The organism is Xanthocytophaga flava, from assembly GCF_030068545.1.
GTDB classification, from domain to species: Bacteria; Bacteroidota; Bacteroidia; order Cytophagales; family 172606-1; genus Xanthocytophaga; species Xanthocytophaga flava.
Genome location: NZ_JASJOR010000015.1, coordinates 40,537 through 52,847 on the forward strand (window position 1 = coordinate 40,537; position 12,311 = coordinate 52,847).

Sequence of the window (12,311 nt, forward strand, 5' to 3'; positions counted from 1 at the left end):
TTTCAATGCCTGAGTAAATAAAAAGAAACTGCCAATCAATGGACTAAAACTACTGATTTATTTTCAACAATATAATCAATCACCACATAGTTTTTTTGTAGTTCCAATTGGATACCTTCCAGTAAAAAAGTGCCATATATACTAATGGACTCCAACACCTTATTACCTGCACTGTTGTCAACAGAAACGAACTCTTCCTCTCTCTTATGCAAATGTTTTTTTAGTACATCCAAATAAAACTCATTTATATCAGCAACAGGTAGTATAACCTCATCTCCTTCATGAATACGAATATTTAGTAATGGATTGTTTGCTCTATATTTAACCTTTCCATCCTCAGTCAGCATCATATCTACACTACAGGAAATAGTTATTCTATGCAAATACTGAGTTAATCCAAATACATCTTCTAGTTCGACCCATTCAATAATAGGTTCGTAATCTTGGGACAATAGATCTGGTTCCGATCCGTAGTCTTCATAATAGGCACGTGTAGAGTATTTCAGTATTATTTGGTCTTTTTCATTCACATCCACTTCACCATACCCTTTATTATAATATTCACCAGTATGAGGCAATTGTAACTTCTCCACAATTTCTGAACATAACTCTCCAAAGAACCTATCATCATATTCATCCCCTACTTTTATCTTGAGGCATCTACTATCACCACCTGCATCCCATTCTACCAGAATTCTCTCATTAACAATACGAGCACTTCTCACAAGTTCCTTGATAGTTAAGGGAGAAGTTATAGTATTACTTAACCATGCTGATAGGAGCTTTCCCTTTTCGTGTTTTACCTCTTTTTTGTTGTTAGCAAACACCTTTTTTAAATAAGACCACATGCTTTAATCAAATTGAGTAGATAATATTTACACTTCTCACTTACTCTACTAAAATGATTGATTTATTTTCGATAATAGAATCAATGACAATATATGATTTTTGTAGTTCTAGTCTGATCTTTCCATATTCCAGAATAGCAGTTATGTAGATAGATTCTAATACTTTGCTACCTACTAATACTTCTGTCATTTTAAAGTCCTCTTCAAATTTCTGTAAATACTCTTTAAGTATGTCAAAATAAAAATCAGCAGTGCTTATAGGGGAGGGTAATAAAAATTTGTCTCCCTCAATAATATGAATATTAAGCAATGGGTTATCTTTATAATATTCGATCACTCCATTATCATTTCTATACATACATAAAGTGTAAGAAATAGATACCCGGTGCAGATATTGTTCTAATTGAAAGAAATCCATTATTTCTATCCATTCAATAATTGTACTCCGGATCGGTATATCTTGTTCTGTACCATACTCATAATAATATGAATGAGCAGAATAGCATAATACCACATGGTTATCTTCACTTATAGCAATACGACCACAACCTTTCCGATAATATTCTCCTATGCCAACTAACTGTAGTTTATCCTCAATCAATTCTTCTAACTTCCATGCCCGCCAATTATCCTTGTCATACACATTCTCAACTTTCACCAAACACTGTCTGTGATCTCCACCTGTAAACCACTCTACATCAATCTTTTGATTTAGTCTATTTGCTCTTCGTACTGCTCCCTTCAACGTCATAGGAGGTATTGTAAGCTGATTTATCCATAACTGGATACGATTTTTGGTATTTTGTCTATCAGTACTCTCTTTATCTGTTTTAAACACCTTCTGTAGATAAGACCACATATACTTGTTATTTTTGAGAAACTGCATTTTTACGCAACCATTCCAGTTCTTCCTGTTGAGGAGTATATTGCCAGCGTTGTGTGAATCTGAATTTCTCCAGAAACGGTTTTACTTTACACTCCGGATCTAGATTACGGGCAAGCTGTTTGGCGGCTTCCAGTCCATGAAAATGCTCCATCAGAAATACTCCAAAGTCGCTACAGGTGATAATCAGTGAGGCTTTCAACTCACTGCGAAGAAAGGGGCGCCATAAAAATCGGTTCCAGGTATCATTTCCCAGATCAGGCACCTCTCCTATCATATTTTCCAGTTCCGTATTATCTTTGAGCCAGTCATACAGCGTAGGGATTTTACCATCCAGGTCTTCCCTACAATGTTCGATAGCTACATCCCGTACCAATACCTTTTTGTGATCTGAGTTTTCAATAAAGTTTCCCAATAACTCTGTAGCCAGTTCTACACCAAACAAATTGTGTATCAACAGCCGATGCTTATTATGATAAAAAAAGTATTTGGAAGAATCCATAAAGCTGTGAATCTTCTCATAATCTCCCGGTTGTCCCCCAAACTTTCGTTGTGACAATAAACAATGATCCCAGATATTCATGTATATAAATAGCAATAACTCAGAAATAGTAACAATAGAGTCCTTTTCAAAATAATATCTTTCTGAATATAAAAAGCCCTACCTTTGCAAACTTATTCAGTATTTATTAGAATACTTGTTTGACAGATGACATCAAACAATGATTTATCTATCTGGCAAGCATTTGGTTTATTTGTTTTTTCTATCCTATGAATTATATATCCGCCGAAAATATAGGCAAGTCGTTTAGTGACCGCTGGTTGTTCCGTAACATTTCTTTTGGTGTCAGCAGAGGCGAAAAGGTAGCCATCGTTGGGCCGAATGGTATTGGAAAAAGTACACTTTTGAATATTCTCGCAGGATCGCTTCCAGCTGATGAAGGCAAAGTAAGTACCCGCAAAGAAATATCCATTGGCTTCTTGTCTCAGAATCCTGATTTTGAGCAGGATCTAAGTATTATGGATACCTTGTTTTCTACGGGTCATCCTGCACTTTCTGCTATCAAGTTGTATGAACAGGCCATGGAGCATCCGGAAAATTCAGACCTGATGGACAAAGCCATTACACAAATGGATGCAACCAAAGCGTGGGAGTATGAATCAGAAGTAAAACAGATTTTGGGTAAACTGGATATTCATGATCTGGAGAAAAAGATTAGCCAGCTATCCGGAGGACAACGTAAACGGGTAGCACTAGCAAGAGTATTGATTGAGCATCCCGATCTGCTGATTATGGACGAACCTACCAACCACCTGGATCTAGGTGCAATTGAATGGCTGGAACATCATTTGTCTTCACAAAACATAACATTGATCCTGATTACACACGACCGGTATTTCCTGGATGCGGTAACTAATACCATTGTTGAAATAGATCGGGGACAATTATACCGTTATCAGGGCAACTATGGGTATTTTTTGGAAAAGAAAGCGGAACGGGAAGCACAACAAACAGCAGAAACGGAAAAAGCCCGCAATCTGCTTCGTAAGGAACTGGAATGGATGCGTCGTATGCCGAAAGCCCGTGGAACAAAAGCCAAATATAGGATTGATGCATTTTATGAGCTAAAAGAAAAAGCAGCTGGAACCAAAGCCAATGCCCAACTGGAACTAAGTGTAAAAACAACCCGGCTTGGTAATAAGATCATTGAACTGGACCATGTATACAAATCGTTTGGAGCTCAGAAGATGGTGGACGACTTTACCTACGTATTCAAAAAACAGGATCGGATAGGGATTGTTGGTAAAAATGGCATTGGAAAAACTACTTTTCTAAATCTGTTGACAGGCAATCTGCAACCTGACAAAGGAACTGTAGATAAAGGAGATACTACTCAAATCGGTTATTACACTCAGCAGGAACTGGTTTACAAAGACAACCAGCGGGTTATTGAACTGGTACAGGAAATAGCAGAGGTAGTAACACTTGCCAATGGTCAAACACTAACAGCCTCTCAGTTTCTGAATCTGTTTCTCTTCCCTCCTGCCAAGCAATGGGATCTGGTAGCAAAGCTTAGCGGGGGTGAAAAACGTCGTTTGCAGTTACTTCGTGTACTGATCAAAAACCCCAACTTCCTGATTCTTGATGAGCCTACCAACGACCTGGATCTTACTACGTTAAATGTGCTGGAAGATTTTCTGGAAAACTTTGGCGGCTGTCTGCTACTGGTATCTCACGACCGTTACTTTATGGACCGTCTGGTAGATCACTTGTTTGTATTTGAAGGAGAAGGTAAAATTCGCGATTTCCCTGGCAACTATACCGATTACCGCGAGTGGCTGGAAGACAAGGACGAGCAGGAAAAAGTTCAGGCACAGAAAGCTTCCAAACCAGAACCAGTGGTACAGACTGCTACTCCTACTCAGGAAACAGCCAAACGAAAGCTTTCTTTTAAGGAGCAGAAGGAATACGAAACACTGGAAAAAGAGATTGAAGAACTGGAAGAGAAAAAGTCTAAACTAGTTGCCAAGCTAAATGCCGGTAGCCCTAACCATGAAGAAATAACAGGCTGGGCTAAAGAAATCGAAACAATTGAACGTACACTGTCCACAAAAACTGACCGATGGTTGGAACTGGCAGAATATATTTGATTTATAGCCAAAAGGCTCTGACTATTCAGAGCCTTTTGTGTGTATGTTCATCTGCAAGCACATTAAATGAATTTAACGTCAAGAACAGTATAGGCATCCCAGGCATACAGGTAGGCATTGTCTTTTGAATAGAGAGACAATTGTTGCCCATTGTATCCAGCAACCAGATGAGAACCTTTCAGTGTAAAGCCAGTAGCTGAAGTCCAACTATAAAATCCGATATAAGAGTTGTTACTGACAGACATATAACGGCTAGTGTCTTTGATACGAAAATAATCTGTGCCATTGTATGGATATTGCTCCAACTGGATAGCCTTGGTTTCATCTGTTACAAGAATCGCCCAACCAGCATCAGTCTGTCCCATCCAACCTAGCTGCACACCATTGCTAAACAGGCCCATTTTGAAAGCACCTGTAGTGCTTGTCTTTACAGGTTCAGCGATTGTTTTACCATTACTTTCGGCAGAAAAAGTAGTGTCTTTTTTTTCTTCTACAGGGTTTGTGATTACTTGGTTCATATGCGTGGTTATTTTAGGGCCATCACATCTCTATATGTATAGTATGTTTCTGGCAATATTTACTTACTCTTTTCAGGCTTTTCGGTTTCCGCCTCCTACTTTATATTCTGCGTAGGTCAGACTCATTTTTAAAGTGGTTTCGCTCCACCTTTCTCAAATGCATTTGATATAACAAAGGTCATTAGAAATGACGGATTCGTTAAACGCAAAAACTCCTGTTTTATCAAACGGGGGAAATGACGGATTCACATAGGGGTTTTCCCGTGTTTTTCAATAGGTTAGCATAAATGTGTTTGGATATTGTAGCCGTTGCAGATAACTTGAGCCAATAACAAACCCATTTATTTAATCATTTTATCTCATGGAAGATTGCTCAATTACTCGTCCTCAGGCAGAACAAAAAATTAGAAACTGGCAGCAATGTTATTCTTCTGGATTAGTTAACCACTTTACTAAAAACAATGGATTACAGTTTGAAAGACTGTGTTCGCTTGAGCTTACTGCTCGCGATCTTGATCAAGCTTTTCCTGCCAAGGTCCAAGCGAGTGATTTCATAGACTTTAACATAATGATGGGACTTGATTCCATAGAATCTAATCCTGAATATTTCACATTTAAGCCAATTCTTCAATCTAGCTGTGAACCTGATAAGCCATTTGAGTTTCAATACATAGAGCCTCCATCTGTAACTCTAACTATCGCCAAAATTTCTTATGAACTTTTCGACTGGTTATCCAAAAACTGGAGAGAAATGGAATCTGAGACGATTACTGATGTATTTGGGGCAAAACTGGAAGATAATTCGATGGCAAAGATAGGCTCTTTGAAGCGACTGGTCAGAAAACGACTGTTGGGATACCATTTCACAAAAAATATAAATCCAGTATTCTGGCAGGTGATAAACGACAACAGAGGCCACATCCAAAAAATAATCTTCCACTTAGGAGCGGACATGAATAAGGAAAGGCATTCTGACATGTTTACATTCTCTCCTATCTTTGAATTAGTTCTCAATACAGATCGCCTGGATGAGACAAAACTAATTCTTACTATTCATAAACTTGGATTAAGAAGTATTAAACAGGAAGATGGGTCGACCAGCATTTTTTATGAATATACATCCCCTTGTCCATCAAGCTGCCCAACGTAGAAAATCCAAATGGAGAACTTTGTGTTTCTTGAGATAACAAGATGGATAGTCCATCTTCTTATCTTAGCCTGTATACTTATTGCTATTCTCAGATTCCGAACCTTACAATTTGAGCAAAAAATAGTATTCTATCTTCTTATTATAACCTTACCTGTCGAATTGGTTTCGGTATGGTTATGGAAAATTCATATAAACAATAATTTCATTTTCCATTTCTATACTGTTGCAGAATTCCTGTTATTGGCAACTATTTACCGCAAGCATATAAATACACTGATAAAATCTGTTTATGTGCTTGCGGTAATGATAGCATTTGTCTTATTTGCTGTAATCAACACTGTTTTTTTTCAAAGCCTGAAACAGTTTAATTCACACACCATATTTGTTGAATGCATTTTATTAATTGTACTGGCTATTATCTATTTTTATAAAGAGCTGCGTGATCTTGAAAATCGCCACCTGGAGCGTGTGCCCATGTTCTGGATCAATGCATCTGTGATCACCTATTTTTCAGGCTCTTTGGTTTTATTTTATGTGGCTAATGATTTGATATCAGAGTCAATGAAAACAAAAGGGGTAATCTGGGGTACACATGCTTTATTCAATATTGTTCATTATGTCCTTTATGCAATAGCACTTTTGATCAGGAATCAGGAGAAAACAAGCGCGTTAAAAAGCTAAACAAATATTGCGTCAATTACAAAGTATTGTATTAGGGTGCATAGGAAGCATTCCAACTGATATAATTTCTATCTGTAGTCCTCGTATGTCTGCATTTATTTTTTTACAATTGTGATGGAGCAAAATGGTATTGGTTTATCAGAAATCCTGTTAGCAAGCATGATAGGGCTTTTTGCTCTTGCCATGGGTATTGTCTTAATATTTGTGATTCACCAACGCAGAATGGTTGCCAAGGATTTACAACAAAAACAACTGGAGCATCATTATCAGAAACAATTACTAAAGGCTATTATTGAAAGCCAGGAAAAAGAACGAAATCGTATTGCCCATGATCTCCATGATGAAATTGGGGTACTTCTTACTACATCAAGATTGTATTTTAACCAGCTCAGTTATGGAAAGGCTGAGGAGCATCTACAGCAAGTAAGCAACAAGATGAATGGGCTATTTGATGAAATGATGTTTAATATCAGACGTATTTCACACGATTTGCGTCCGGTTATCCTGGAAAACCTGGGTTTGATCGAAGCAGTTGAGAGCCTTTCAGAAAAATTAAATGAAGCTGGAATACAATTTCAGTTTGTGCATCAGCTCACTATTGAAGTAAATAAAGATGCTGAACTTATTCTATATCGTATCATTCAGGAACTGATTGGTAATACACTAAAGCATGCAAAAGCATCCTATATCTTTCTACAGATGGAAGCTCAGCAAGAACGGTTTTATCTTACGTACAAAGATGATGGAATTGGATTTGAACCAGGTAAAACAAAAAACGGATTGGGAATGAAAAGTATTGAAAGCCGTCTGAATTTGCTGGATGGAAAAATGAAGATTATCATACCAGAAAAAGGTATTCACCTGCTGATGGAAATGGATACTCATAAACTTATCTCCTATGAACCATGATTAATGTAGGTATTGCTGATGACCACAGCCTATTTCGTGAAGGCATTCGCATGATTATAGATAGCATGGAAGGTATACAGTTAACACTGGAAGCCGAAAGTGGAAAGGATCTTCTTGATCAATTAAAAGAAATAACTGTTGATGTTATTTTGTTGGATATAGAAATGAAAGATATAAGTGGAATTGAAACACTTAAAACCTTATCCATACAGCATTCCAAACCAAAGATCATTGTGCTCTCTATGCATACAGAACCCCGTATGATTAGCTACATGATGGAACAAGATGCCAATGGCTATCTTCCCAAAGACGTAAAACGGGATGAACTGGAACTAGCGATACGAACTGTGTATGAGAAAGGAATGTATTTAAATGAAATGGTATCCAAGTCGCTACTTGCCGGACTAAAAAACAGAAGTAAAAAATCTCTGCCATCAATGGAATTAAGTCCACGGGAAAAAGAAATTCTGGAACTGATTTGCCAGGAATATACCATGCAGGAAATCGGAGAAAAGTTATTCATCAGTGAACGAACAGTAGAGGGACACAGAAAAAATATATGCGTAAAACTGGATGTAAAAAATACAGCTGGACTCGTAAGAAAAGCAGTAATCCTGAATCTGGTAGATATTTCTCTTATGTAATGACCTTTATCATATCAAAAAGAAACCCAATAAATGCTGAAAGACCCAGCATTTATTGGGTGGAATATCTTTAATAAAATTGCAGATTACCAGCCAAACTAGTTCTTGAAAGTCACTACAATCTCTTTTAATGGTTTTTTGTCCAACTCTGCCAGAGTAGTTTTGAGTGATAGTTCCTTTTTATCTTCAGATAGCTGTAACCTCGAATCATTGACTTTTTCAATCTCTTTGGGAAATCTGCGAACAATAGAATAGGTGATCTTACTATCCAGGTTTTCTTCTCCTTTCCGACTTTTGGTTAACTCTGCAAGAGATTCAAGTCCTTCTACTCCAGGCATCACTAACACTTTATCTTTTTTCTTCCAGTTATAGTCTACATAAGTAACTTTCTTCCTGGACATCTGTGTGTTGCTCTCTCTCATAGTTGCATTAATTTTGTTCATCATATCCAGATTATCAAAAGTACATTTCATACTCAAATGATTATTTACAGAATCATAATTGATACTGATATGAGAAGCATAGGGATTAGTGCTACCTCCCATTTCAGCAGCTATTTTATCTCTGAATCCTTTTGTAAAACCAGCTTTGGCTTTTCCTGTAGAATCTTTTTCACTCAGTATTTTTATAAAAGAGCTTAGGTCAACAGTGCTGACACTCTCTCCGGAAAAATCATTGTTAAATGTTGTTCGTTCGTCAATTGCACAACCAGACAGAAGAATAAAAATGCTTGTACATACTACTAATGCATTGTAATAACGTTTCATAAAATGGGTTTAAATGAGATAATTCACAAATATCTCTTCAAAAATTTGACGACCCAATTTTTATGTATATTTTTTATTGAAGTAAACATTCGAAATATAGTACTGCTACTTATACTACTTTACCATTCTACAAGAACCTTCCTTATCAAAAGTATCGCAGCAACAATGAGCACTCCCAAAATGCAACTTGATAAATAGCGAAAAACAGGATCACCAGAAAAAGAAAGAAGAAAATATATCAAAGATAGGAGTAGTACTATTACTCCTATCTGTAAAACCACAACAAATGTTTTCAGAGATCTACGTAATTTGCTTCTCCACTCACCCACAGAATAAATACATGCTGCCAAAAAGCATATAGCAGCACTTCCGAATAAAAAGCGGGTTTCCGGATTAATCAAACTTATTCTATGTGAACCAACTCCAGGTAAAACAAGAAGCAAAAAGGCTAATACTAGCAAACTTATGCGATATATCTTTGACAGAAATATATAGTCCATATATAAGAATTTATTTCGGGCTACTTTATATTATTTGTAAACAACCTTGTACTGTACAACACCTTTACTTTGTAGCTCAACGGATTGCAGGGTTGTACACACCAATGCTCTTCCTTTGTCTAAAGGAAGGTGTACCTGCTCTATCATGGATGTATTTCTCCAACTTAGTAGTAACCCATAACTTGCTCAGGTTCTGTTTGTAGCATTGAACAAAGGTAAATGGAACAACAATACAATATATCAGCTACAGGATCTACTCGACAAACAACTCCTAATAAACTGCTACACAGCTATAAAATCGCACGAAAAATATTTTATTAAATATTAGTCAATACTATAAACTTATTTAAAAATTTATCTGTTCATAATAAACCACTAAAGTAACAAAAAACCACTCTAAACTTTGTTCGGATATATGGCAAGATATCATACTAATACAACTGCTATTCGCAAATACAAATCTGAATATTACCGCCTGATGGCAGAAGAAGCCCGTCTGAACCTGGAATTATTTCGGATGGCACACCGCATCAAAGCTATTCAAGAAGATGAAGAACAATCACTTGCCAATCAAACCCTTCTAATGACTTTACTGGCATATGCCACTGAGCAAAAAGCGAAACTGGAAGCAAAACCAGCTTCTAAAGAAAGAGACAAGCAACTCAAAAAAGCGGAAAAAGAGTATAAAGAAGTCAATGCGAAATACAAACGCAATGAGTATCACCTGGCTGTCTTAGAAAAGAAAAAAGACAAGGATAATGCTACTAAGTATGTATTGAAAGAGATGAAGCGGGATCAGGTTCGCATTCGAATTAAAACAGCCTACGATATCTGGAAAAGACTCGAGCAGGAAGAGCAATATGAGTGTATGGATTTTGAACTATTCAAGGCATTACACTTTGTGAAGCAAATACAGGCTGAGAAGAAAATAGTTTCAATAGAACCAACACAATCACAAGTTCCTGTATTAGCAACCCCTAGTACAAATGTAAATCCATTACCACGAGCAAATTCATGTCTTTCCTCATCTCAAAACCAAACCACAACGCATTCGTATAAAAAGATGCTTTTTCAGAACGATAGTTACTCAAGAACTTCTATTAAAAGTTATAACTCAGTAAAGCTGTTAAGTAATCTGTTATCACTAACATAGTATATTTGTCTGAATAGCATATAACAGGTGCCGTTTAACTTAATCACATATACCTTCTGATTTTTATAAGTTGAGGTATCTATGTGATTGGCTTTATTTCTAAAAGTGTACTTACCAGTAAGATTAATAGTGTCAGTATAAAAAACCTCCTTCTCCAGGTTGAGTTGCAGCTTGACAGGGCTATACGTTTTCCTATTTCTTTTTGATTCTCCAATAAGATGTTCAGTTAGGATCAAAGAAAATATTTTCTCCTGTTCTACAATCTTTAAGCTGATGTGATAACCTGTCTTTGATACAACATTGGATTCAGAAGTAGTATTGATATATTCAATATATTGAGAATGTATATACAAGCTATTGTATAACATACCATTACAAATCTGATAGATACCTGTCTTTCTGCAATGGATACCACTTCCTGCACTTATTCGGTATTCCAGCTTCAGAAAATGATTATTCACAATAGAACTGGTACATATCTCAGCCACTCCTGTTATAGTTATAGCAGATTGCTTATTTCCTTTTAGGGAAATAATAACATTATCATTTGTTGGATCATGCTGAACAGACAGTGAATACAAAGACTCGTCTTTTAAATCTTTTACCGAAAAAAACTTCTCCGGAACAAGTATAGACTCATTAATACACAACAAAAAGAATAATTGATAAAGGATAAGCATCATTGTACAGTAAGAATTCAGATTTTATTATAGGAACGACAGAATTATAGTCAGAATGTATGCCTGATCTAGTCATTTTATTTTACTGATAGAATTTAAGTAAATCAATTATCTGCGAACATCCGATTAAGATTGAGCTAGGATGACAATTACTGCTCAGAAAGTCAAAGTAACAGAATGGAGGTTACTACTGATATGGAAGTACAATTAAGTGTATTAGCAAAATACATAATAGACACAATACCTTATGCCCGAGAATAACATCAAAGGATCTACACTTTTGCGGATAAGTTACATCTTAGCACTATCTCCATTTATTACAGGTAGTAGTATTTTCCTCTATTGGTTTTATAAACGAACCTATTTCGCAGAATCGGCTGATATAGAGATCATTGCGTTTTTTACAATGCTGGCCTATTTCCTATTTGGTCTGGCAACACTGATTCTCTGCGTCATATTCATTTTCAAATACAAGTCCAGATGGACAAAGACACTACAACCTGTAGCGATTATAATTATCACCTTTTTCACTATAGAGATATATGATAATTTATATCAGGCATTAGAACAAAAAGCATTTGTTCAGATCATAAATGACAGTAATTTAACAATCTCCCGCATCTGGTCAGATAGTTTTGAATTAGATAATTTGTCGAAAAGAGGGAATACCTTTGTCATTTCGTTTTACCCAATATACACCTACGATTGGGATCATCCCTCCTCCATTGGTGAAAATTATACATTACATCCCGTCTATATTACTCTGTCAGGAAGGGATGGTAAAGAAAAAAACTATCTTCTTCCAAGCTATTACAAAGGTAATTGTGCAAACTTGAAGATATCGGATGTATTAAATAACAAGTAGTCACAATTAACAGTAACCAGTCAAACCTATATGATTAGCATAAAGTTGGGCAATCAAATAG

At 36.3% G+C, this 12,311-nt stretch carries 13 protein-coding genes; 7 read left to right on the plus strand and 6 right to left on the minus strand.

Annotation, left to right across the window (positions count from 1 at the left end; translation table 11 throughout):
* Positions 1–35 precede the first annotated feature (35 nt).
* From QNI15_RS21275 to QNI15_RS21285, 3 genes are read right to left on the minus strand one after another with little or no spacing between them, the layout of a single operon-like run.
* Positions 36–848: a hypothetical protein gene (locus QNI15_RS21275; protein WP_314033394.1), complete on the minus strand. Its 813-nt coding sequence runs from the start codon at positions 846–848 to the stop codon at positions 36–38.
* A 40-nt stretch (positions 849–888) separates the two neighbouring features.
* Positions 889–1,707, minus strand: a complete 819-nt coding sequence (locus QNI15_RS21280) for a hypothetical protein (RefSeq protein WP_314033395.1) — start codon at positions 1,705–1,707, stop codon at positions 889–891.
* 7 nt (positions 1,708–1,714) lie between these two features.
* The gene (locus QNI15_RS21285) at positions 1,715–2,314 is read right to left on the minus strand and encodes a DUF6915 family protein (protein WP_314033396.1); all 600 of its coding nucleotides are present in this window, start codon (positions 2,312–2,314) and stop codon (positions 1,715–1,717) included.
* Between the two features lie 188 nt (positions 2,315–2,502).
* Between QNI15_RS21285 and QNI15_RS21290 the strand changes: the two genes are divergently transcribed.
* On the plus strand, positions 2,503–4,383 hold the full coding sequence (locus QNI15_RS21290; RefSeq protein ID WP_314033397.1) for an ABC-F family ATP-binding cassette domain-containing protein: 1,881 nt from the start codon (positions 2,503–2,505) through the stop codon (positions 4,381–4,383).
* A gap of 62 nt (positions 4,384–4,445) precedes the next feature.
* On the opposite strand, the gene QNI15_RS21295 is transcribed toward QNI15_RS21290, so the two are convergent.
* Entirely contained in the window at positions 4,446–4,901 is a 456-nt protein-coding gene (locus QNI15_RS21295) for a hypothetical protein (RefSeq protein WP_314033398.1), read from the minus strand.
* 361 nt (positions 4,902–5,262) lie between these two features.
* On the opposite strand from QNI15_RS21295, the gene QNI15_RS21300 reads away from it, so the two are divergent.
* The 4 genes from QNI15_RS21300 (at position 5,263) to QNI15_RS21315 (ending at position 8,285) form a co-directional block, all read left to right on the plus strand.
* On the plus strand, positions 5,263–6,051 hold the full coding sequence (locus QNI15_RS21300; protein WP_314033399.1) for a hypothetical protein: 789 nt from the start codon (positions 5,263–5,265) through the stop codon (positions 6,049–6,051).
* Positions 6,052–6,060: 9 nt separating this feature from the next.
* Positions 6,061–6,732, plus strand: coding sequence for a hypothetical protein (locus QNI15_RS21305; RefSeq protein WP_314033400.1), 672 nt, complete (start codon positions 6,061–6,063; stop codon positions 6,730–6,732).
* A 114-nt stretch (positions 6,733–6,846) separates the two neighbouring features.
* Positions 6,847–7,641 carry a sensor histidine kinase gene (locus tag QNI15_RS21310; protein WP_314033504.1) on the plus strand — a complete coding sequence of 265 codons (795 nt, stop codon included), beginning with the start codon at positions 6,847–6,849 and terminating at the stop codon, positions 7,639–7,641.
* Entirely contained in the window at positions 7,638–8,285 is a 648-nt protein-coding gene (locus QNI15_RS21315; RefSeq protein ID WP_314033401.1) for a response regulator transcription factor, read from the plus strand. Before QNI15_RS21310 ends, QNI15_RS21315 begins: the two co-directional genes overlap by 4 nt.
* Positions 8,286–8,383: 98 nt before the next feature.
* Here the strand turns inward: QNI15_RS21315 and QNI15_RS21320 are convergent, their stop codons facing one another.
* Positions 8,384–9,052 carry a hypothetical protein gene (locus tag QNI15_RS21320; protein ID WP_314033402.1) on the minus strand — a complete coding sequence of 223 codons (669 nt, stop codon included), beginning with the start codon at positions 9,050–9,052 and terminating at the stop codon, positions 8,384–8,386.
* Between the two features lie 915 nt (positions 9,053–9,967).
* Between QNI15_RS21320 and QNI15_RS21325 the strand changes: the two genes are divergently transcribed.
* The gene (locus tag QNI15_RS21325) at positions 9,968–10,705 is read left to right on the plus strand and encodes a hypothetical protein (protein ID WP_314033403.1); all 738 of its coding nucleotides are present in this window, start codon (positions 9,968–9,970) and stop codon (positions 10,703–10,705) included.
* On the opposite strand, the gene QNI15_RS21330 is transcribed toward QNI15_RS21325, so the two are convergent.
* Positions 10,660–11,388, minus strand: coding sequence for a hypothetical protein (locus tag QNI15_RS21330; RefSeq protein WP_314033404.1), 729 nt, complete (start codon positions 11,386–11,388; stop codon positions 10,660–10,662). The two genes, QNI15_RS21325 and QNI15_RS21330, sit on opposite strands and share 46 nt — an antisense overlap.
* Positions 11,389–11,632: 244 nt before the next feature.
* On the opposite strand from QNI15_RS21330, the gene QNI15_RS21335 reads away from it, so the two are divergent.
* Positions 11,633–12,250, plus strand: a complete 618-nt coding sequence (locus QNI15_RS21335; RefSeq protein ID WP_314033405.1) for a hypothetical protein — start codon at positions 11,633–11,635, stop codon at positions 12,248–12,250.
* Positions 12,251–12,311 lie beyond the last annotated feature (61 nt).

What these genes read in the sequence shown, in the direction of transcription:
- QNI15_RS21275 (WP_314033394.1), bottom strand. Translation starts at nt 848, where the DNA reads ATGTGGTCTTATTTAAAAAAGGTGTTTGCTAACAACAAAAAAGAGGTA.
- QNI15_RS21280 (WP_314033395.1), bottom strand. Translation starts at nt 1,707, where the DNA reads ATGTGGTCTTATCTACAGAAGGTGTTTAAAACAGATAAAGAGAGTACT.
- QNI15_RS21285 (WP_314033396.1), bottom strand. Translation starts at nt 2,314, where the DNA reads ATGAATATCTGGGATCATTGTTTATTGTCACAACGAAAGTTTGGGGGA.
- QNI15_RS21290 (WP_314033397.1), top strand. Translation starts at nt 2,503, where the DNA reads ATGAATTATATATCCGCCGAAAATATAGGCAAGTCGTTTAGTGACCGC.
- QNI15_RS21295 (WP_314033398.1), bottom strand. Translation starts at nt 4,901, where the DNA reads ATGAACCAAGTAATCACAAACCCTGTAGAAGAAAAAAAAGACACTACT.
- QNI15_RS21300 (WP_314033399.1), top strand. Translation starts at nt 5,263, where the DNA reads ATGGAAGATTGCTCAATTACTCGTCCTCAGGCAGAACAAAAAATTAGA.
- QNI15_RS21305 (WP_314033400.1), top strand. Translation starts at nt 6,061, where the DNA reads ATGGAGAACTTTGTGTTTCTTGAGATAACAAGATGGATAGTCCATCTT.
- QNI15_RS21310 (WP_314033504.1), top strand. Translation starts at nt 6,847, where the DNA reads ATGGAGCAAAATGGTATTGGTTTATCAGAAATCCTGTTAGCAAGCATG.
- QNI15_RS21315 (WP_314033401.1), top strand. Translation starts at nt 7,638, where the DNA reads ATGATTAATGTAGGTATTGCTGATGACCACAGCCTATTTCGTGAAGGC.
- QNI15_RS21320 (WP_314033402.1), bottom strand. Translation starts at nt 9,052, where the DNA reads ATGAAACGTTATTACAATGCATTAGTAGTATGTACAAGCATTTTTATT.
- QNI15_RS21325 (WP_314033403.1), top strand. Translation starts at nt 9,968, where the DNA reads ATGGCAAGATATCATACTAATACAACTGCTATTCGCAAATACAAATCT.
- QNI15_RS21330 (WP_314033404.1), bottom strand. Translation starts at nt 11,388, where the DNA reads ATGATGCTTATCCTTTATCAATTATTCTTTTTGTTGTGTATTAATGAG.
- QNI15_RS21335 (WP_314033405.1), top strand. Translation starts at nt 11,633, where the DNA reads ATGCCCGAGAATAACATCAAAGGATCTACACTTTTGCGGATAAGTTAC.